Source organism: Veillonella sp., from assembly GCF_018381775.1.
Taxonomy (GTDB): Bacteria; Bacillota; Negativicutes; order Veillonellales; family Veillonellaceae; genus Veillonella.
Genome location: NZ_JAGZRH010000002.1, coordinates 167,661 through 188,013 on the forward strand (window position 1 = coordinate 167,661; position 20,353 = coordinate 188,013).

Genomic DNA, 20,353 nt, shown 5'->3' on the forward strand with positions numbered 1-20,353 from the left:
ATTAATTTACTCCCTGTAACATAATAATTGCTTTCCGATATGTGTTATCTGCCACACGCTGTTTTAATGATCTTAGTCGTAATTGTTTAAAATAAATATCCCCCATAATCCGTTGCACTTCTATTGACGGTAGTTTTGGTAACTGTATATCTTTTAACAAGCTTAGACTATATCGTACAACCTGACTTCCCTGTAAGTTTTGTTTGAACTGCTTTCTAATTTTAGGATTCTCATTAATCAAATAAGCCATAAATTTTTTTTCTATTGGTGTATTTAACGGTTCCATCCGAACATAGTTTTGAGTAAAAAGATACTCTTCATGATCTGCAGTAACAATTGTAGCCATGCCAGATATTGTACTAAATATTAAATCACCTGTTTTAAGAGTAGCACCTTTGTATTCTGTACGAATTTGTTTTCTATCACTCATAGGTCCAGGTACACCAGTCAAATCTTCATACAATTCATTCTGGCCATACAATGTATATAACACTGCTTTTTCACTAGTACTTTCCTCTAGTCGATACTGTGATACCCCTGTATTACTATGAAATATATCTTTAATATACACTAGATCACCTCTTCCTTAAAGATAATTTTCATTTTATTTTTATTTTTGCATGTAAAAAAATTACACTGTATAACTTTTAATTAAAGTATACAGTGTAATTTATATTAAAGCAACTATATTTTGTAATTTTTAAAAATGCAAACTCTATTTTGTCATTTGTTGATACTTATCAAATTCAGCCTTAGCCACGTTAATTATTTTTCTATATAAATCCTGGTTAACTTGCATATCTGTATAGCGAATAAACTCTCCAGTTTTATCAAATGATTTAGATTTCGCAGCAAATGGATTAACATGAGAAGCCACACCAGCTTCCCTCCCAATAATTAATGAATCATGATATGGATTTACATAAAACAGATAGTAAGTACCTAAATGGCTTCCTCCAGATGAACAATAAGCCACAGGAACTAGTCCATAATCCTTAAATGTACGCATAGAATATGCTGCTACTTCAGATACAACACCATCATTCATAGACATATCCGCAACAACCCAACCATTGTAAGGACCGTAGCCCTCACCTTTACCAACTATTTCAGATGTTCTTGCCTGACAACTAAAAGCAATTGTGCTAATAGCTAGTAATGCTAATAATAACTTTTTCATTTAATTACTTCCCTCCTTAATTCTCTCAAATAGTATATATGTATAGAATATCATATTTCATTTGACTCATAGTAGTACAATATATTTATAGGAGCAAGGAGATGATTACTATGAAATTTACAAAACGTATACTCATCATGACTGCTTTAGCCGTGACTGCTGCAGTATCTACAGGATTTGCTTATGATTATGTATGCAATAACTCTCAGTACAATTTCAATACTAACACACAATACAACTGCAATAACAATGCTAACAATATTAACTATGCACCATGTAACAATAACAACCAAAACTATTGCGGTTCAAACTCTAATACTAGAGGATGTGGCGGATATAGAAGATAATAATATAAACACGATAAAGGCCTATAGTACTAAACATGTACTATAGGCTTTTGTCATATTACTTTCACGGGTTATAGAATTATAATGCACTAAATAAGTAATAATAATCATCATATACAACATCATATGTATTATATAAATAAAATACCACATCATATGAGACAAAAACACCTCGATATGATGTGGTATTGATTTTTTCACAATCCACTCTATCACTACATATTAAATGTAATACTACTTTTGGATTCTCCAATTTCGAAAAACCATATGTCTCTATGGCATATAAAACCTTTTAAGTAGATATTTTCAAATTATCTTTAGATACCCTACAATTGCATTTTCATTTCATTCGTTCAATTCGTTCATCTATCATGTTTCACCACATCACTAATTAGTCGTCCCAAGTCTATAGCATTTTTAGATGTAATAACAGGTTTACCTGTTCTAGCTTCAATAGATTTACGCGCATCACCAGCGATAGAACCGCCATCTTGAGCAACCTGTTTATTTTCCTCTAATCCTTGTGGATTAGTTGCCTCCGCAATATCCTTTGTAGCCGTTTCGGCTAACATATTTAAGATAAGTTCTGTAGTAGACATATTATCTCGTAGATTTTCTTTTTTTAGCCCCTTAAAGTCCTTATATTCTCTAGTCGTCATTCCAGACCAAGCTTTAGAGATTTCATTCGTTAGGATAGCATATTCATTACCAGCTTTAACACCATGATCTTGCCAAGTATCGGTTAATTCTTTACGAACCTGAATGGCCTGTAATCGTTGATTAATCCATTCTCGGCTATAGCCCTTACGCGCATATCCTTCTAAGGCTCTATCTATAGTTAGCTCTGGGTCAATTATTTCATCAATACGCTCTTTACCAACTTCTGCTAACCACATTTTAAAAGGTTCTGCCTTAGGCGATGGAACAGATTGTATGATACGGAAAATACCTTGCATATCGGCAACATCTGTTAATCGCATTTTACCATCTGGAGCTTTCAATTTTAACTGTCGACAAATTGTCGACAGTTCACTTTTCTCTTCTTCTGACATACGTTTTTTCACTCGATACCAATAATCACGCGGATTATTGCTTTCAGTCAGAGAACCTACAACATCCACTATACTAAAATACCACTCTTCCCTTTCATTATCCCACACAGAACGAATTTGACTACCTTCAAACATCTTTATATCATCACTCATACATCTTCCTCCTCTCTTTAAATACAAATATATGTTCTATATTATTATCTATAGTATACGCCTTTTAACATAAGAAATAAAGATATTTTTAGCTTCCCTTACATTATCATATTTCATTTGACTCATAGTAGTATAATATAAATATAGGAACAAGGAGGTGACATCTATGAAATTTACAAAACGTATAATTGTCATGACATTCTTAGCCGTAACCGCTGTTGTATCTACTGGATTTGCTTACGATTATGTATGCAATAACTCTCAGTACAATTGCAACACTAACACACAATACAACTCCGATAACAATACGAACAATACTAACTATGCACCAGACAACAATAATAACCAAAATTATTGCGGTCCAAACTCTAATACTAGAGGATGCGGCGGATATAGAAGATAATTTGGTAAGTATACTAAAAGCCTATAGTACTAAAAATGTACTATAGGCTTTTGTCATATACTTTCATAAGATAAGAAAAATATTAAAATAGTACCTATTAACAAATTTGGCTACTTATGCCCCACCAACCGATAGCTCATATCCATTAGTATTTTAAGTTTCTCTATATCTTCATACCCTTCAATATCCACCGAGATCCAGTGTGTTTTGTTCATATGATACGCAGGATAGATTCCGTTTTCATAGATCAGATTAGGAATCAGGTCAGATTCGCATTTTAGATTGACTATATTCATAGGTTCATTTGTATCATGACCTACTTGATAGCCTTTAATAGCAAAAATTCCAGCAAACCATTTTTGGTTATCCCTACGGCGGACAACCATATAGTCAGGGTATCTCTCCCAGGGATATTCAACATTACAGACATATTCTTGTTGTATGTATTGAAGTAATTCATTACGATTCATAATTTTCTACCGCGTTTTAGAAAAGTCCATATCAAACATATCTTTTGGTATAGCTGCCATACCTGGTAGACTTCTTGAGTATTTATCTGCATCATTTGCATTATCTACATATTGAACTATGTCACGCAGATCTTTTGCTGGCGTCTTATAATCAAAGTCCGCCATTATAAAGTGTGTATACAAATATTTATCGTCATACAGCGATTGAATGTACATTCTAGATGTAGAACGTTCTACCTCCATATAGATGGCCGGAGTAGCATCATTCCAAACTGTAGCGTATTGGATTGGTTTATAATCAGAATAAGGCTTATACATAATGAAATGTTGTATTAATTTAGAGTTAATTTTATGGCGATTTGCTAACTCCTCTGGCCGTAACTCTCTGACCATAATGCCTTCACGATAACTTTTACCATCATAAATATAAATTGCATCATTATCTGGACCATGATATGTCAAATTACTTGATTTTAATGTTTGGAAGGTAAATCCATTTATAGTTATCGGTTTAGTTTTGGAAAGTAACTGTTTAGCTGGTTCAATAGATGGTAAAACATAATTAACTAATGGAGACATTAATTCTTTATACACATATTCCTGATTATGTTTCTTTAACAGTTCTACTTCTCTTTTTTTAGACAAATCATAACTTATACGATAATACATAGAAGGCTCTGATTTAACGCTAAAGTTAATTGCCCCTTCTAAAGCACCAGTTTGCGTTTGACTAATCTCCCATGTAGCATGTTTAATAGTAGGATATGAAAAGGAGTTTCCTTTTATGGAGTTTTCATTATCCCTACGAATGGTATAATGTAAATTTCCATCAATCAAAAGAATATTTCCTTTTTTAACATCTGTAGTTAATGGGTCCCCTTCCACAGTTTTACCAAACTGACTACTCACAGGCATCGTAAATTTAATATTTGCGCCATTATCTTTAAGAATAAAAACAGAGGACGAGAAATTTACAGAATGATTCAGTTCCTCAGTAATGTATACTAACTCATCCATTGACCATTTTCCAGGCATATTGTTAGCATATTTTGCCTTAATTTGACTACCTACATCTACTTCCATATCCTTAGCAGTTTTATCAACTTTACGATAGTTTTGATACGCATCCTTTGAAATTGATGGATCTGCACCGGGAATATCCACGTCAACAGCATAACTAGATACACCAATAGCACTTAATATTACAGCACTTAGTAATAATCGTTTTAACATATACATCTCTCCATAAAATAGTAATATTAACTGTATTGTAACTTGATCTATAAAACAATTTTCTTTAATTTAGTTCTTAACTGGTATCATATTTTCAAAACTTGTGCCATATGCTTCTTTAAAAATATAATTTCCCACTACATATTTAGGATCACGTAAAGATACATCAACATATTGTTCTGCCCTATTATTAGAATTAGCAAAAGCTATACCTTCATAATTAAAGTCTTCTATACTATTCATAGTCAATCTCATACCAGAACGAGCTTGTTTGGCATAAATAAGCAAAGAATAATCTTGTGAATACTGTGGTACACGCAATATGCTAGCTACTGTATATCTTATATCATATCGATATGTAACTAAAACCTTATGAATATATGGGTTAAGTCTACGACTATTTTTATTTTCAACCTCATATACAACTGCTTGAACTTTATAAATAGATTGATCTTCTTCAATACTTTTAATAGAACTCTTATCTACAAAATAAGTGATAGAATTCTCACCTGTAATAATAGGAATATTATTTTTATTAATCTTTATATCTTGCATCGATATAGCCTGAATTTGTAATGGTAACACTATACAAGACAATAATAAAATGATAAGTATTTTTTTCATTATATTTCCTTCTCTCTTGTCTATTTACATAAACTTTTATAATTTATAACTCTAGAATATCACATAATAAACTATTTCTTTCATTATATTAAAGCCTGTAATACTCAACATAAGTATTACAGGCTTTTATGCTATTTCAAGTTTATATTAGAACTCAACCTATCATTATACTATTTTCTAACCATTCATTCTGTTAAAGTATTCTATGGCTTTTGGTGAGAATTCAACGAATGTATTCCCATAAGAGAATGGTCCCAATTCATATGGTTGGTATACAAGACCTATAGCACCTTTACCTTTCAAGTAGTAGTTGTCAGAAACATATTCTACATTCCAATTAGGTAGTAAGTCTGCTTTTTTATGATCTTCTCTGTAGAAGCGCAATATACCAGAATTAATGCCCCGTTCTATTTGTTGTGGATTAGCAATTTTTACATAGTTATATAGTGGAATTCTTTGTCCCGTTATCTTGTTATAGACTAAGCCTTTAGTGTTATACATTCCGTGTGCGGCACCAGCATGATAGTAATATGTAGTTAACAAAATAGATACAACTTGAGCATCTTCATAGGTAACTTTATAATTTTGTTTTACTTGATACGCATGTTGATCGTAATAAACTGATTTCGCATATAAAACATAGTTAGCAATGTCTGTATTAATTGCCTTTTGTGCAAACATATTATTGGTATATACCAATGGATATTTTAATTCCATGTTTACATCGGACTGACTACCTGTAACAACAGTTGCATAGGTAGGCACAGCAATCATAACACCTAATATAGAGGTCACACATAATTTTTTTAACATTCCCATAATAATGTCTCCTTTTACAAACACCTTTAAATAGGTTCATTACTGTGTTACTTCTACAGGCTATGATAAAATTCCTCTTTTTCTATTTCACTTTTCTCATAATTTATTCATTATATAAAATAGCCAAAACTATCTATTATTTCACACTAAAGTGTTAGGAAGAACTCCGCCTAATACAGCAATAATAAGTCCAAGTGCAATCATCCATATTGATATAAACATTAAAACAAAGGAAGTATGTGTATAGATTTGTATAGTAAATTGATTATAATCAATAGCACCTTTAATCACCTTATCGCCTACTTTTTTCATAACTGCATCTAGTACAAAGGGATCTTCTGTAACGGACAATCTATAGGTGCCTGGCCCCGCATCAAAGGTATATAGTTCCATTCTTGAGTGAGTAATGCCATTAACTCGGGCGCGCATAATAGATAGGAATAAAGGAATGGTCCGTCCCGTTTTTTCATCAACTAAGTTAAAACCAAATTCGCCAATAGGCGCCTTTGTAAACATTTTTCCACTAAGCCATAGGCCATAAGTACCTGCTCGCTCTAACGTAAAAGTGCCTTCTTTATTTACATAAGGCATTTCATAGAGCATCTTAGTTCTACCAAAGCGAATCGTGTATTTAATACCTAAATACAACAAACAAAGTCCTAAAGGTATCAACAGATAAAATAACTGTTCCATTACCTATTCCTCCTCAATTCTCCCGCTTTTACACAACACAATATGCATTTTCACTATATCATACTTTCACCATACAAAAAAGGACCCTCCAAAGAGAGTCCTTAATCTGTATTGTTATGCTATTAAGCGTTTTTAGCTACTTCAACAAGTTTAGCGAATGCTGCTGCATCGTTAACTGCCAAGTCAGCCAACATTTTACGGTTAACTTCAACGCCTGCTTTAGTCAAACCAGCGATGAAACGGCTGTAAGTTGTGCCATTGATGCGAGCCGCTGCGTTGATACGAGCGATCCACAATTGACGGAATTCGCGTTTTTTCGCACGACGGTCACGACGAGCGTAGTACAACGCTTTCATTACTGTTTCGTTAGCTTTTTTGAACAAACGGGAACGTGTACCGCGGTAACCTTTAGCTAATTTTAAAATCTTTTTATGACGTGCATGAGCTGTAACGCCCTTTTTCACTCTTGCCATTGTATATTCCTCCTAAATTACGATATATCGATCTAATAGTTAACGATTAAGCGTATGGTAAGCATTTAGCTACGCGTTTGTGGTCAGCTTTTGCAACCAATGTAGCTTTACGCAAATTACGTTTACGAGCTGGAGATTTTTTCTCAAGAATGTGGCTTTTGAAAGCTTTTGCACGCTTGAATTCACCAGTACCAGTTACTGCGAAACGTTTAGCCGCTGCGCGACGAGTTTTAATTTTTGGCATAATTATAATCCTCCCAAAACATTATTTACTTACTAAAATCATGGTCATGTTACGACCTTCTAATTTAGCTGCTTTTTCAATAGACGCTGTTTCTTTGAGTTCTTCAGCGAAACGTGTCAATACTGCCATGCCTAGTTCTGGATGTGAAAGTTCACGACCGCGGAACATGATAGTTACTTTTACTTTGTTACCTTCACCCAAGAATTTGGATGCGTTTTTCATTTTTACGTAAAAGTCATGGTCTTCAATATGTGGACGTAACTTAACTTCTTTCAAAGTTACGATTTTTTGTTTCTTCTTCGCTTCTTTCTCGCGTTTTTGTTGTTCATAACGATATTTACCGTAGTTCATAATGCGAGCTACTGGTGGTTTAGCGTTAGGTGCAATTTCCACAAGATCAAGATGCTTTTCTTCAGCCAATGCCAACGCCTCACGGCCAGACATAATGCCGATTTGTTCGTTTTCAGGACCTACGACACGAAGTTCACGAGCACGAATTTCTTCATTAATGCGTGGTGTATCCTTGCTAATAGCGTTCACCTCCAAGAGAATAAAAAAAACGGACGGCAAACACCATCCGAATAGAGTTCTCTATATTAACCTCATACTTCTCGGTATCAGGTGAGTGGCGGATGGCCTCTGCTTCATAAATTACTTAACTATAATAACAAATTGAATGCTGAAAGTCAACAAAAAATATTGAGCTTTTAACAATGAATTTGTTATTACAACTCTTATAGTATAACAGACATTATAAGTTCTGTATATAGGTATACTTACTGACACTGCTCTCTCTTTATGTATACAATATTCTTATAAATTATACAACTAATTCTATAGAAAATACGATACAATAATATTTATAGAATAGTCTAGCTTATATAGTGTACTTTATAGGATTGTGTACTTTATAGGATAGTGTACTTTATAGGATAGTCTAGTTTATATAGTTTACATTATTTATTATTATACAGTAATAGGTATTACACAAATTGAAAGGAGTTTTATTATGAGTGTAACAACCACTGCCCCTCCTCAAAAGGCGCGTACAACTGCTCAAAATATTGGACTTATTTTATCTTTCATTGTTCTAGGTGGCATTTTATTATTACCTACACCAGAAACATTATCTACAGGTGGTCATCGTATGATTGGCGTACTAGCCTTTGCCATCATCTTGTGGATGACATCGGCTGTATCCTATCCTGTAAGTGCTACTATGATTACAGCCCTCACCGCTTTACTATTAGGATTCTCACCGAATCCCGAAGCACCTACTAAGGCGATGGGCACAGCCAATGCTTTGAAGCTTATCATTTCTGGTTATTCTTCACCAGCCATGATTCTTGTAGGCGCAGCTATGTTTATCTCTGTAGCTATGCGTAAAACAGGTCTAGATCGTCGTATTGCCATGTTAGTACTATCTAGCGTTGGTACCAAGGTGAGTCGCATTTATTTAGGTGTTATTATTACAGGGCTTATCCTCGCCTTCTTCGTACCAAGTGCAACGGCTCGTATTGCCTGCTTAGCTCCGATTATCATTGGTATTGTTGAAAACTTAGGTATTGAACGTAAAAGCCGCGTAGCTGCTCTACTCATGGTAGGTGCCGTACAAGCCGATACGTTCTGGAATATTATGATTCAAACGGCTGCCGCTCAAAATCTTGTGGCTGTAGGCTTTATACAAACTCAGATGAATACATCTATTAGCTGGATAGATTGGCTCACAGCAGCGGCTCCATTCTCTATTGTTATGGTTATCATCGCCTACTTCTTAACACAAGCATTAATTAAGCCGGAGTTTAAAGAACTTGTAGGTGGCGATGTACAACTCGCTAAAATGCGCCAAGAAATCGGTCCTATGAGCATGGATGAAAAGAAACTATTATGTATCTCTATCGGACTTCTCGCATTGTGGGCTACTGGTGGCAAGCTACATTCTATCGATACAACAACTACAACAATTATAGCTATCGCATTGTTCTTCTTCCCTAAGATTGGCATTATGGATTGGAAATTTGCACAGCCAAACATCGACTGGGGTTCCATCGTTATGTTTGGTGCTGGTATCGGTCTTGGATCTGTATTGCTGAAAACAAAGGCAGCCACATGGCTTGCTCAAGTATTCGTAAACGCCTTCTCCCTTGAAAGCGCCAGCGTATTTATATTAATTGCCGTAATGGCTGCCTTCCTCATTGTTATCCACCTAGGCTTTGCATCTGCTACAGCCCTCTCCTCCGCTATGATTCCTATTGTAATTTCTATTGTAGTTGGACATAACGCAGAAGGTCTCAACCCAATCGGCGTAACTATGCTTATGCAATATGCGATCTGCTTCGGTCTAGTATTACCAGTAAACTCTCCACAAGGTATGGTAGCTTACGGTACCGACACCTTCGACGTAAAAACATTTATGACTACAGGCATTCCATTAACGATTATTGGCTATGTAATGATGCTCGTATTTGCCCTAACATACTGGCACTGGATTGGAATCGCTTAAAACTAACTAATACAACATCAAAATCCTACAATTTCTTACTAACGGAAATTGTAGGATTTTTTGTTTTAACTGGTTAACTTACTCCATATCCCCACTTTATCTATTATGCTCACTAACTCTATCGCTTACTTCAATACTTACTCTATTTCTTACTCTATTTTTTCTGGACTGAAATGTCTAAGTATAAATGTTAGATCAGATTTAATATCACGCTTCTTATTTTTGCGCATAGCTGAAAACATATTACCTAATACTTTATCATGCACAACTTGTACTTCTTCAAATAAAAGCTTTCCTTCATAAGTCAAACCGAGACTTTTAGATCGCCTATCAGTTGAACATACACTACAAGTCAATAAACCTTTCTTTGTTAAATTTTTTACAACTGCAAACAAATTTCCATACGACACTCGTAACTCATCCACTATAAAACCCAATGTTGGTTTGCACGATGAAACATAGACAAACTCCAACACATTATATTGCATCGGTGTTAAACCAAACCGTCTTAATACAGCTACCTCCTTATCATGAACCACCGTATAAATACGTTCAAACAAAAACCATAATTTCTTATCCTCTGGCATAAATACATCTCTAGGTACCCTTTGGGCTAACTTTAACAGTTTACCGTATCGCATAGCTCGCTCTAATCGATTAAAACCTTCTTCACTCTCACTTAACTCACGTAATCGTAATCGCGCCAATAAACTCACTCCTTTACCATTTTATAAATTGTCCATACATAACCTATTTTTCAGATACTACCAGTTAAAAATATTTATTTTTAACTGGTAGTATCTCTAAAATGACGTGTATCTCCACTTAGCAAAATTACTTTTAACTGGTAATATCTCCAAATCGACTTGTATCTTCACCAACAAAATTAGTTTTAACTGGTAGTATCTCTAAAATGACTTATATCTCCACTCAGCAAAATTACTTTTAACTGGTAGTATCTCTAAAATGGCTTATATCTCCACTCAGCAAAATTACTTTTAACTGGTAGTATCAGCAAAATAATATAATTAATTAAAGCTTGCATTATGTTTTTACATCAAAATGTGAATAGCCAAAATAGTATTCGACAAAGCTTATGAAACTCCTGCAAAATAACAGTATTATTCCAAATTATTAGAAATATAATTACAAATTTAAATACAGATACAAAAAAGCGCTGTCCAAAGACAGCGCTTAATGTAGTTAAATTATTTACTAATCTTATTTACTAGTTTTGTTTATTAATCTTATTGACTAGTTTTCTTATTCTAATTCCTTACCTTTTAGTTCAGGAATCAAGAATACGGTTGCAAGAATATCAAGTACGTAGATAATAGCTAGGAATGCAATTGCTACTTGGTAAGAGTACATAGAGATAATCATGCCTACTACCATTGGGCTAAAGCCGCCTACAGCACGACCGATATTAAATAGTACGTTTTGAGCCGTTGCACGAGCAGTTGTTGGGTAGGCTTCTGCCATCAAGGCACCATAGCCACCCATCATACCGTTTACAGCAGCACCTAAGATAGCACCAGCAAATAGCATTGCTGTTGGATCAGATAGTTGGGAATAAACTAAAATTGATATAACAGCACCTAATTGGAATATGATAAACGTAGGTTTACGACCTATTTTATCAGCCAAGCGGCCAAATAACCAAATACCGACCATCATGCCACAAACAGTAACCGCTGTCCACAAACCAGATTTTGTTAGAGAGAAACCTAATTGCTTACTTAAGAAATTAGGTAACCAAATCATAATACCATAATAACCAAAGTTTTGAACAGATGTTAAAATAGCAACACCAATAGATGTCTTTGTAGTTCTTACATCTTTTACTAATAACTTGAAAGAGTTTGTATGTGAATGCTCTTTATCTTCTTTACTTTGTACAAAGATTTCTGGTTCATGTAGTTTCGCACGAAATACCCAAGCAATTAACGCTGGAATAATGCCAACCATAAACATACCACGCCAGCCAATGATAGGAATGAGTAATGGTGTTAACAAAGCAGCAGCCAACACGCCTAATTGCCAACCTAAGGCAACGTAGCTTGTTGCTTTTGCACGGTGTTGAGCAGGCCAGGCTTCAGCAGCGAGCGCCATACCAATACCAAATTCACCACCTAAACCAATACCGGCTATTGTACGGTAAATAAGAAGATCCCAATAGCCTTGAGCAAAAGCACAGAGGCCAGTAAATACTGCAAATAGAACGATAGTCCAAGTCAATACGCGAACGCGACCAAATTTATCTGACAAGGTACCAAAGATGAACCCACCAAGTACGGCACCAACCAAGGTCCACGTTACAAGAGACCCCGCTTGACCTGTGGTCAAACCTAAATCTCCAGAAATTAGTGTCAGCATAAAGCCAAGAATTAAGAGGTCAAAACCATCCATAGCATAACCAATGGAGGAACCAATAACGGCTTTCCAGCCATATGAATTTACTTCTTTCATAGTATTTCCTTCCGCTACTCACAGGTAACAATTAAAGAGATAGCCCCCACTATACAAATGGCCAACGCCTAGACTTAAGTCTAATGAAAGGCTTTAGTATATGGGGGCTAAGTAATTAGTTACGTTCTTTGATTTCGATTTTAATAGAATTGAAGAATTCTTCGAATAGTACGGAACCTAATTCGTCTCCGCCGTGTTTACGAACGTTAACTGTGCCTTCTTCAACCTCTTTATCACCTACAACAAGCATGTACGGAACTTTTGCCATTTGTGCTTGACGGATTTTGTAGCCGATTTTTTCACTACGATCATCCACTTCTACACGTACATAGTCGCGGTGCATTTGTTTTGCCAATTCTTTAGCATATTCAACATGCTTTTCAGAAATAGGTAAGATTTTAACTTGTACAGGAGCCATCCAAGTTGGGAACGCACCTGCATAGTGTTCAGTTAAAATGCCGATGAAACGTTCCATGGAGCCGAAGCATGCACGGTGAATCATGATAGGACGATGTTTTTGACCATCTTCACCAACATATTCAATTTGGAAACGTTCAGGCAAGTTCATATCCAATTGGATAGTACCACATTGCCATGTACGACCTAAGGAGTCTTCGATATGGTAGTCAAGTTTAGGACCGTAGAACGCACCATCGCCAGGGTTGATTACATAAGGAATACCTTTTGCTTCAATCGCATTGCGCAATGCTTCTGTAGCCGCTTCCCAAATTGCATCATCACCCATTGCATTATCTGGTTTAGTAGACAATTCCACATGGTATTTTAAACCGAATTGGCTATAAATACGGTCAAACAATTCGATAACTTTCATCAATTCAGATTGCATTTGATCTGGCAACATGAATACGTGAGCATCGTCTTGTGTGAATGCACGTACACGGAATAAGCCGTGTAAAGCACCGGACAATTCATGACGGTGTACTAAGCCGAGTTCAGCATAACGTAATGGGAAGTCACGGTAGGAATGCATTTCGTTTTGATAAACCAAGATACCGCCTGGGCAGTTCATTGGTTTAATTGCATATTCTTCATCATCAATGATTGTAGTGTACATATTTTCACGGTAATGGAACCAGTGACCAGATGTTTCCCACAATTGTTTATTTAAGATGATTGGTGTACGAATTTCTTCGTAATCGAATTCATGATGAACTTCACGCCAGAAGTTTTCCAATTCGTTGCGAAGAGCCATACCTTTTGGCAAGAAGAATGGGAAGCCAGGACCTTCTTCTTTGATAACGAACAAACCAAGTTCTTTACCAAGTTTACGATGGTCCCGTTTAGCTGCTTCTTCAAGCAAGTGAAGGTATGCATCAAGTTCTTCTTTCTTTTCAAATGCTGTACCGTAAATACGTTGCAACATTTTATTCTTTTCATCGCCGCGCCAGTATGCACCTGCAATGCTTTGTAATTTAAAAGCTTTTACCTTACCAGTAGATGCCACGTGTGGACCTGCACAAAGATCGATGAAATCACCTTGTGCATAGCAAGAGATAACAGCATCTTCAGGAAGATCTTCAATTAATTCTACCTTGTAGTCTTCATTTTTAGATTTGAAGAACTCGATAGCTTCTTGACGAGACATTACAGATTTAGTGATAGGCAAATTCTCTTTTACAATACGGCTCATTTCCTTTTCGATTTTACCTAAATCTTCAGGAGTCAAAGTATGTTCCATATCGATATCATAGTAGAAGCCTTTATCGATAGCAGGGCCGATAGCCAATTTAGCTTCAGGCCATAAGCGTTTAACCGCTTGAGCCAAGATATGAGAAGCTGTGTGGCGTAAAGTATGTTTACCACCATCTTCTTCGAATGTTAAGAATGCTACTTCAGAACCATCAACGAGTTCTTCGCGAAGGTCTGTTAATTCGCCATTTACATTAGCAGCTAGCACTTTTTTAGCCAAGCTGTTAGATAGTTGTTTTACTGCTTCCCCAAGAGTAGTGCCAGCAGCGTATTCCTTTGCACTACCATCAGGTAAAATGATTTTTACATCTGCCATTTTAATTTCCTCCAATTTATTATCTAGGATAGACTGGATTTTTGTAATAAAAAAAGACCCTCTATCCCTACAAAACAAGGGACGAAGATCATTCGCGGTTCCACCCTAGTTAACTACCTATACGAATATATGTGTATAGTTAATTCACTTCATTAAGCCCGATAACGGTGGCGGCCGTATTTGCCTACTTAGGTTCGACAAATCAGTTTAAAGGGGGTAACTCTAATATATGTGTAAGGCATTTCCAGCATCAACCTCTCTCTGGTACACAGGGATATGAGAATCATGTCCTTTGCATAACTTTTACTAGATTATAGTATCATAGAGAATTAAAAAATTCAATACGGTTCAATGTTAAATTTCATAAATTCTATAAATTCAATATAACTCTTTTATCTCCTAAAACAAAAAGAAAACGGCCCGAATGTATCGAGCCGTCTTGTAAGACCTTTTAACCTGTAAAGATTTCGTTAGGTTTATTGGCGTTTGAAGTTTGTAGATAACATAGCTCCAATTACTTTTTCCAATTTACTATTGGAGAGATCTGGGCCTTTGTAGAGTGTTAAAAGTACATCATTAGAGTTATCTTGTTTAGAAACCATCATAACACCGCTACCACGAGCACCGTTATCATCGTAGTCTTTCGCTACGATAACAAGGTTCAAATAATGATCCTTCATGTATGTGTACACTTTGCTTGTACGCGCAGAGGAACCAATCATTTTTGCCATGCTCATACCACGATTAAATACGATTGTATTTGCATTATGTGGGTTTGCCGCTAATTGTTGTTTTTCCTCTTCATTTAAAGGCATGAGATTCACCATGAGGGAGTCACCCATTTTACCACGGAACATAGCCGGCATTGTTTCACGCACATCTTCAGGAATTCCTGTGTCAGCAGTCAATTTCAATTCCTTAGGAACAGTCATATATAGAACGCCCTTACTGTTGTGGCCCACCTCTGTTGTACTGAGGTCTACAGCGCTAAGCATAATGGAATCTTTAATGGTTGCTACTTGATTTGCCAATGGCTTTTCAGGAATGCCACGGCTTGCCAATTGTACGTCACCAGATTTAGTTTTTTTCAAGGTTTCCACATTCCAGTTAGCACCTTTTTTGTCAGTATCGCTAGCCTCTGTGAAAGCATTCGCCCCATCTTTTGTGCCTACATACACGTAAGTTTGAGCTGGGATAATTGTATCTGGCGCACCAGTTTTATTGAACGCTGCACCATATACAACATTAGGAATCACAGTAGAACCAATTTGTAGATTGTTATTAGTTTGGCTTTCCACATCAAAGTTGATATTACCAGTGAAGGTCATATCAGGACCATGATTGATGACTACTACATCTCCTGCTTGAGGAATAATAACAGGGCCTACAGGACCTGCCATAGCTACACCTGCCATAGATACACTTAGACAAGCTGTTAATAATGCACGTTTCAACATAGATTGTTTCATAGATATACTCTCATTTCTCTACTAGGTCTAAATATTTTGATGTAATTATAAAAGTATTATATTAATCCTCGATAGTGACATAGTCCGATAGACTACTTAATAATTCAATAGCCAAGGGCCGTGTTGAAGGTGTACACCTTAGCATACAGCGTCCATTTACATCAATAGATGTCATAACCCCTAAGTATTCATAGCCTTCAATGATGCGATTGATAAAGTTCGTATGCTTCGGTTCAAGATGAAAGTACACATACGCCTCTTCCCCATAGGTTACTAAATCTGGTACATCAGTAAATGCACCGATAGATTTACTCGGTTCTAAAGATGTACCACTCATAAGTCCTCCTACACATCATTACTATAAAATGTAAATGCTATACATGTCGCTAGTATAGGCATCCATTAGATATGTTTGTCGTTAATACACTACCTACTAAGCTTCTTTTGATTTGCACTCACGGCGCATCATAGAATACGGCTCAAGTGGTGTATCCATGTAGATACGCACTTTCATTTGCGCATGAGGCGCTACGTCGATTGGATTACCATCCTCATCTGTCATTTTTTCAATTACAGTTTCCACAAGTTCACCTTTAGGTTGGCAGAATTCTACTTTATCGCCTACCTTGAAGTTATTCCGTTGTTCAAGATCAACGTATTTTTCTTCTTCGTTGTAGCCCATAACTAAACCGATGAAGTCATGGCTTTGTGTATTGGTAGATTTACCATAATTTTGAGCTGTTTCATCAGGACGCCCTTCTGCAAAGCCATCTGTATATGGACGGTGAGAAATCTTTTCTAATTCTGCAATCCATTCTGGACGAACATACCAGTCTTTACCTTCTTTAAGATATGTATCGATAGCTGTACGGTATACCTTTGCTACTGTTGCACAATAGTGAACGGATTTCATACGGCCTTCAATTTTGAGGCTATCAATACCAGCTTCGTATAAATCAGGAATGCGGTGAATCAAGCACAAGTCTTTAGAGTTAAAGATATATGTGCCATGTTCATCTTCTTCAATTGGATAATATTCACCAGGTCGGTTGGATTCAACAAGGGAATATTTCCAACGGCAAGATTGAGAACATTGACCGCGGTTCGCATCACGGTTGCCTGTCATATAGTTAGACAATAGACAACGACCAGAGTAAGAAATACACATGGAGCCATGTACGAAGGATTCGATTTCGATATCTACATTATCCTTCATTTCTTTAAGGTCTGCTAAGGATACTTCGCGAGCCGCTACGACGCGTGTAGCACCCAGTTCTTTCCACATTTGCACTGTATGCCAGTTTGTTGTAGATGCTTGTGTACTTACGTGAAGCTCAAGGCCTGGAGCCACGCGTTTAGCAAGGCTAAAGATACCCATGTCGGCTACGATGATCGCATCAACGCCGATACTTTCAAGGAATTTCAAATAATCCTCTAAACCTTCAAAGTCCTCATTGTGAGGAATGATATTACATGTTACATGGATTTTCTTGCCATGAGCATGTACGAATTCTACAGCTTCCTTTAATTCCTCGTCGGAGAAATTAGAGTTACCTGCGCGCAAGCCAAAACGTTTGCCTGCACAATATACAGCATCCGCACCATAGCGAATAGCCATTTTAAGCTTGTCCATATTACCGGCTGGACAAAGCAATTCCATAAAATGTTCTGCCATTATTTGTTGTGCCCTTTCCACACACTCACACTCATACCATCACCCATTGGATAGATGGTGGTGTTAAACAATTCTTTATTTTCAACATACGTTAAGTATTCTTTTAACCGTTTTACGATAGTCTTAAACCGTTTTGGCGGCTCCTTATCGCCTCTTACATAGCCTCTAAAAAGTACATTGTCTGCAAGGATAACGCCTCCTTCTTTCACATGAGGCAAAATGAGTTCTAATTGTTTAAGATATTGCCCTTTAGGACCATCTAAAAATACTAGATCATATTCACCAGTGAGTTCCGTTAAGACTTGAGATGCATCGCCTTTCAGCAATGTAATTGTATCGGCATAATCAGATTGGTTAATATAATATTTCGCCATTTCGTGACGTACATCATCTAATTCAATAGATGTAATATGTCCTTCCTCTTCGTCGAGTAGCGGAGCCATCAACAAAGCAGAATAACCAATGGCGGTGCCCACCTCTAACACAGAGGTGGGCCGGTACAAACCTATTAATTCTTCAAAGAGATGAACCTCAGATTCTCGTAGAATCGGTACATCATTAATCATCGCGTAAATACGCTGTTCATTTAAAATATCATTTAATGTCATGAAAGTAGATTCAATCTCCTACATTATTTATTGCTATTACCACTAGGAACTACCAACGTAGAACGATCCACAGATTCAGCTGGCTTTACTTCAATATGAGGTACTTGTTGTGTACTTGGTACAACATTTTGCGTAGATTCTGGAGCAGGTGTTGTAGTTGGCACATAAGAGTTAGAACTAGATGATTGAGTTGCTGGTGCAGATTGAACTGGTGCTTGTGGAGCTGGTGTTGGTGCTGGAATTTCAGCAGCTGGAACCGTTGTTGGTGTATATTTGTACGTAGGTTCCACATTAACATATTGAGAATCTGCTTCCACCGCTTCTTCAGAGCTGTAATTGTAGTTAGGCTCTGTCGTTGCCACAGCCACGTCATAGTTAGGACCAGCTTGTACTGCGGCCTCTGTATTAGAGGATGTAGCCGTATCATTACCATAGATTTTATGAACTTCCGCTAAATGTTCTTCATATGTTTTAGAGAAGTGGTTATGTCCATCTTTATCTGCTACAAAGTATAAATAATCTGTATCTTCAGAATGCAAGACTGCATCTAATGCTTTTTTACCAGGGTTCGCAATTGGTCCTGGTGGCAAGCCTTTAGATACGTATGTATTATACGGGCTTTGTAATTGCGTATCACCAATAGTTACATCTTCTTTTGCATAACCAAGTACATAAGAAATTGTCGCATCAGATTGCAATGGAATACCATGAGCTAACCGTTTTTTAAATACCCCTGCAATTGTTGGACGATCTGCATCAAATAAAGATTCACGTTCGACAATGGATGCCAATGTTACAAAGTCATGAATACTCATGTGTTGCGCTTGAATTTGTTTCTTCACAGCCGGTGTGAGGTAACGATTCATTTCGTCAGCCATCATTTGAATCACTTCACGTGGCGTTGCACCTACTGGAATTTCATAAGTACTTGGGAATAAGAAGCCCTCTACCGGATATGTAGCAGGTCTTGTACCTTTCATATATGGATATGGTACAAAGGTCTTTGCTTCTGCTAAGAAATCCTTTGCCTTCATAATTTGATTTTTTTCAAGAACGATAGCAATATCACCAACTGTGTATCCTTCAGGAATTGTAACACGAATAGATTCTACATGACCTTCTTGTAATAAAGAAATGAGTTCGCGCACAGTTACCTTGTTAGGAATTTGGTAGTGACCAGTTTGAAGTTTATCATTGGTGCCGCTCAAATATAACCAAAGCTTAAAGCCTTGTGTAGAACGAATAAGACCTCGTTCATAGAGCATATCTGCAATTTCAGTGCCAGTCTGCCCCTTTTCGATGACAAGTACCTGTGTACCATCATCTTGAGCAAAGGTGTTTGGCACTAAATAAATTGCCCCTAAACCACCTGCGATGATTAATACGCCTACAATAATAAGGATTAAAATATATCTTAAGGCTTTTCTCACGACGTTGAGTTCCTTTCTGTAACATAACAGTATTTATCATCTTATTATACCATAAAGTCCATATTTCCCCTATATAAAAGGACATTATCATATTATGGGCACCTTAATATATAGGAAATAAAAATAGCGTATTGCCCAAAGACAACACGCTAGATTTATAAAGAAGACAACTACTCGTCATGTTCCATTTCTTCATACAATTTTACTAGAGTTTCAAAGTTTTCATCATCTTCATCTAAAGGTACGTATTCTTCTACGCCTTCTTCATTTGTTTCGATGCGAGCCAAGATCATGTATGTGTCATCTTGACCTTCGTGGTCAGCCTCTTCATCTTGTACATGTACAAGAACAGCATATTCTTGGCCTTCATGACTTAAAATAATGTCCTCTGTGAAGTACTGTTTGTTACCATTTTCATCTTCGAATTCCAAGTAATATACTTCGCCTTCAAAATTTTGGTCAACCATCAGAAACCCTCCTTA

Annotated in this window: 23 protein-coding genes and 1 other annotated feature; of the genes, 3 read left to right on the plus strand and 20 right to left on the minus strand. The window is 36.5% G+C overall.

Going from position 1 to position 20,353, the window contains the following annotated elements; all coding sequences use genetic code 11:
• Nucleotide 1 precedes the first annotated feature (1 nt).
• Both KH109_RS01980 and KH109_RS01985 read right to left on the minus strand, forming a co-directional pair.
• Nucleotides 2-571 carry a restriction endonuclease subunit S gene (locus KH109_RS01980; protein WP_295215230.1) on the minus strand — a complete coding sequence of 190 codons (570 nt, stop codon included), beginning with the start codon at nucleotides 569-571 and terminating at the stop codon, nucleotides 2-4.
• Nucleotides 572-715: 144 nt separating this feature from the next.
• The gene (locus KH109_RS01985; RefSeq protein WP_295215233.1) at nucleotides 716-1,180 is read right to left on the minus strand and encodes a hypothetical protein; all 465 of its coding nucleotides are present in this window, start codon (nucleotides 1,178-1,180) and stop codon (nucleotides 716-718) included.
• Nucleotides 1,181-1,290: 110 nt separating this feature from the next.
• On the opposite strand from KH109_RS01985, the gene KH109_RS01990 reads away from it, so the two are divergent.
• Nucleotides 1,291-1,527 (plus strand): hypothetical protein, encoded by a 237-nt coding sequence (locus KH109_RS01990; protein ID WP_295215236.1) that lies wholly within the window; start codon nucleotides 1,291-1,293, stop codon nucleotides 1,525-1,527.
• 362 nt (nucleotides 1,528-1,889) lie between these two features.
• On the opposite strand, the gene KH109_RS01995 is transcribed toward KH109_RS01990, so the two are convergent.
• On the minus strand, nucleotides 1,890-2,732 hold the full coding sequence (locus tag KH109_RS01995; RefSeq protein WP_295215238.1) for a BRO family protein: 843 nt from the start codon (nucleotides 2,730-2,732) through the stop codon (nucleotides 1,890-1,892).
• 166 nt (nucleotides 2,733-2,898) lie between these two features.
• Between KH109_RS01995 and KH109_RS02000 the strand changes: the two genes are divergently transcribed.
• Nucleotides 2,899-3,135 (plus strand): hypothetical protein, encoded by a 237-nt coding sequence (locus tag KH109_RS02000; protein ID WP_295215241.1) that lies wholly within the window; start codon nucleotides 2,899-2,901, stop codon nucleotides 3,133-3,135.
• Between the two features lie 110 nt (nucleotides 3,136-3,245).
• On the opposite strand, the gene KH109_RS02005 is transcribed toward KH109_RS02000, so the two are convergent.
• The 8 genes from KH109_RS02005 to infC all read right to left on the minus strand — a co-directional run bounded on the left by KH109_RS02005 (nucleotide 3,246) and on the right by infC (nucleotide 8,231).
• Nucleotides 3,246-3,605 (minus strand): MmcQ/YjbR family DNA-binding protein, encoded by a 360-nt coding sequence (locus KH109_RS02005; protein WP_295215244.1) that lies wholly within the window; start codon nucleotides 3,603-3,605, stop codon nucleotides 3,246-3,248.
• A gap of 6 nt (nucleotides 3,606-3,611) precedes the next feature.
• The gene (locus KH109_RS02010) at nucleotides 3,612-4,838 is read right to left on the minus strand and encodes a hypothetical protein (RefSeq protein WP_295215247.1); all 1,227 of its coding nucleotides are present in this window, start codon (nucleotides 4,836-4,838) and stop codon (nucleotides 3,612-3,614) included.
• 69 nt (nucleotides 4,839-4,907) lie between these two features.
• Nucleotides 4,908-5,462: a hypothetical protein gene (locus tag KH109_RS02015; protein ID WP_295215250.1), complete on the minus strand. Its 555-nt coding sequence runs from the start codon at nucleotides 5,460-5,462 to the stop codon at nucleotides 4,908-4,910.
• 177 nt (nucleotides 5,463-5,639) lie between these two features.
• Entirely contained in the window at nucleotides 5,640-6,281 is a 642-nt protein-coding gene (locus KH109_RS02020; protein ID WP_295215253.1) for a DUF4163 domain-containing protein, read from the minus strand.
• A gap of 141 nt (nucleotides 6,282-6,422) precedes the next feature.
• Nucleotides 6,423-6,974, minus strand: coding sequence for a hypothetical protein (locus tag KH109_RS02025; protein ID WP_295215256.1), 552 nt, complete (start codon nucleotides 6,972-6,974; stop codon nucleotides 6,423-6,425).
• A gap of 122 nt (nucleotides 6,975-7,096) precedes the next feature.
• On the minus strand, nucleotides 7,097-7,447 hold the full coding sequence (rplT, locus tag KH109_RS02030) for a 50S ribosomal protein L20 (RefSeq protein ID WP_005376311.1): 351 nt from the start codon (nucleotides 7,445-7,447) through the stop codon (nucleotides 7,097-7,099).
• A 46-nt stretch (nucleotides 7,448-7,493) separates the two neighbouring features.
• Nucleotides 7,494-7,691, minus strand: a complete 198-nt coding sequence (gene rpmI / locus KH109_RS02035) for a 50S ribosomal protein L35 (protein ID WP_004696338.1) — start codon at nucleotides 7,689-7,691, stop codon at nucleotides 7,494-7,496.
• 21 nt (nucleotides 7,692-7,712) lie between these two features.
• The gene (gene infC, locus KH109_RS02040) at nucleotides 7,713-8,231 is read right to left on the minus strand and encodes a translation initiation factor IF-3 (protein WP_005386139.1); all 519 of its coding nucleotides are present in this window, start codon (nucleotides 8,229-8,231) and stop codon (nucleotides 7,713-7,715) included.
• Nucleotides 8,232-8,700: 469 nt separating this feature from the next.
• On the opposite strand from infC, the gene KH109_RS02045 reads away from it, so the two are divergent.
• Nucleotides 8,701-10,194, plus strand: coding sequence for a DASS family sodium-coupled anion symporter (locus tag KH109_RS02045; protein WP_295215259.1), 1,494 nt, complete (start codon nucleotides 8,701-8,703; stop codon nucleotides 10,192-10,194).
• Nucleotides 10,195-10,343: 149 nt separating this feature from the next.
• Here the strand turns inward: KH109_RS02045 and KH109_RS02050 are convergent, their stop codons facing one another.
• The 9 genes from KH109_RS02050 to KH109_RS02090 form a co-directional block, all read right to left on the minus strand.
• Complete coding sequence (locus KH109_RS02050) at nucleotides 10,344-10,901, minus strand: MarR family transcriptional regulator (protein WP_295215262.1); 558 nt, start codon at nucleotides 10,899-10,901, stop codon at nucleotides 10,344-10,346.
• Between the two features lie 556 nt (nucleotides 10,902-11,457).
• Complete coding sequence (locus KH109_RS02055) at nucleotides 11,458-12,663, minus strand: MFS transporter (protein WP_295215265.1); 1,206 nt, start codon at nucleotides 12,661-12,663, stop codon at nucleotides 11,458-11,460.
• 115 nt (nucleotides 12,664-12,778) lie between these two features.
• Entirely contained in the window at nucleotides 12,779-14,689 is a 1,911-nt protein-coding gene (gene thrS / locus KH109_RS02060; protein WP_295215268.1) for a threonine--tRNA ligase, read from the minus strand.
• A gap of 74 nt (nucleotides 14,690-14,763) precedes the next feature.
• Nucleotides 14,764-14,996 (minus strand) — a binding site (T-box leader).
• A 169-nt stretch (nucleotides 14,997-15,165) separates the two neighbouring features.
• Nucleotides 15,166-16,158, minus strand: coding sequence for a hypothetical protein (locus tag KH109_RS02065; protein WP_295215271.1), 993 nt, complete (start codon nucleotides 16,156-16,158; stop codon nucleotides 15,166-15,168).
• Nucleotides 16,159-16,219: 61 nt separating this feature from the next.
• Entirely contained in the window at nucleotides 16,220-16,495 is a 276-nt protein-coding gene (locus KH109_RS02070) for a DUF4911 domain-containing protein (RefSeq protein ID WP_295215274.1), read from the minus strand.
• Nucleotides 16,496-16,591: 96 nt separating this feature from the next.
• Nucleotides 16,592-17,833, minus strand: coding sequence for a U32 family peptidase (locus tag KH109_RS02075; protein WP_295215277.1), 1,242 nt, complete (start codon nucleotides 17,831-17,833; stop codon nucleotides 16,592-16,594).
• Nucleotides 17,833-18,441 carry an O-methyltransferase gene (locus KH109_RS02080; protein WP_105094496.1) on the minus strand — a complete coding sequence of 203 codons (609 nt, stop codon included), beginning with the start codon at nucleotides 18,439-18,441 and terminating at the stop codon, nucleotides 17,833-17,835. The genes KH109_RS02075 and KH109_RS02080 overlap by 1 nt, the downstream gene beginning before the upstream one ends.
• Nucleotides 18,442-18,464: 23 nt before the next feature.
• On the minus strand, nucleotides 18,465-19,871 hold the full coding sequence (gene mltG, locus KH109_RS02085; protein ID WP_295215280.1) for an endolytic transglycosylase MltG: 1,407 nt from the start codon (nucleotides 19,869-19,871) through the stop codon (nucleotides 18,465-18,467).
• A 170-nt stretch (nucleotides 19,872-20,041) separates the two neighbouring features.
• On the minus strand, nucleotides 20,042-20,338 hold the full coding sequence (locus KH109_RS02090; protein ID WP_295215283.1) for a DUF1292 domain-containing protein: 297 nt from the start codon (nucleotides 20,336-20,338) through the stop codon (nucleotides 20,042-20,044).
• Nucleotides 20,339-20,353: the final 15 nt, after the last annotated feature.

Coding starts and splice junctions, on each gene's coding strand:
- KH109_RS01985 (WP_295215233.1), bottom strand. CDS start 1,180: ATGAAAAAGTTATTATTAGCATTACTAGCTATTAGCACAATTGCTTTT.
- KH109_RS01990 (WP_295215236.1), top strand. CDS start 1,291: ATGAAATTTACAAAACGTATACTCATCATGACTGCTTTAGCCGTGACT.
- KH109_RS01995 (WP_295215238.1), bottom strand. CDS start 2,732: ATGAGTGATGATATAAAGATGTTTGAAGGTAGTCAAATTCGTTCTGTG.
- KH109_RS02000 (WP_295215241.1), top strand. CDS start 2,899: ATGAAATTTACAAAACGTATAATTGTCATGACATTCTTAGCCGTAACC.
- KH109_RS02005 (WP_295215244.1), bottom strand. CDS start 3,605: ATGAATCGTAATGAATTACTTCAATACATACAACAAGAATATGTCTGT.
- KH109_RS02010 (WP_295215247.1), bottom strand. CDS start 4,838: ATGTTAAAACGATTATTACTAAGTGCTGTAATATTAAGTGCTATTGGT.
- KH109_RS02015 (WP_295215250.1), bottom strand. CDS start 5,462: ATGAAAAAAATACTTATCATTTTATTATTGTCTTGTATAGTGTTACCA.
- KH109_RS02020 (WP_295215253.1), bottom strand. CDS start 6,281: ATGGGAATGTTAAAAAAATTATGTGTGACCTCTATATTAGGTGTTATG.
- KH109_RS02025 (WP_295215256.1), bottom strand. CDS start 6,974: ATGGAACAGTTATTTTATCTGTTGATACCTTTAGGACTTTGTTTGTTG.
- rplT (WP_005376311.1), bottom strand. CDS start 7,447: ATGGCAAGAGTGAAAAAGGGCGTTACAGCTCATGCACGTCATAAAAAG.
- rpmI (WP_004696338.1), bottom strand. CDS start 7,691: ATGCCAAAAATTAAAACTCGTCGCGCAGCGGCTAAACGTTTCGCAGTA.
- KH109_RS02045 (WP_295215259.1), top strand. CDS start 8,701: ATGAGTGTAACAACCACTGCCCCTCCTCAAAAGGCGCGTACAACTGCT.
- KH109_RS02055 (WP_295215265.1), bottom strand. CDS start 12,663: ATGAAAGAAGTAAATTCATATGGCTGGAAAGCCGTTATTGGTTCCTCC.
- thrS (WP_295215268.1), bottom strand. CDS start 14,689: ATGGCAGATGTAAAAATCATTTTACCTGATGGTAGTGCAAAGGAATAC.
- KH109_RS02065 (WP_295215271.1), bottom strand. CDS start 16,158: ATGAAACAATCTATGTTGAAACGTGCATTATTAACAGCTTGTCTAAGT.
- KH109_RS02070 (WP_295215274.1), bottom strand. CDS start 16,495: ATGAGTGGTACATCTTTAGAACCGAGTAAATCTATCGGTGCATTTACT.
- KH109_RS02075 (WP_295215277.1), bottom strand. CDS start 17,833: ATGGCAGAACATTTTATGGAATTGCTTTGTCCAGCCGGTAATATGGAC.
- KH109_RS02080 (WP_105094496.1), bottom strand. CDS start 18,441: ATGACATTAAATGATATTTTAAATGAACAGCGTATTTACGCGATGATT.
- KH109_RS02090 (WP_295215283.1), bottom strand. CDS start 20,338: ATGGTTGACCAAAATTTTGAAGGCGAAGTATATTACTTGGAATTCGAA.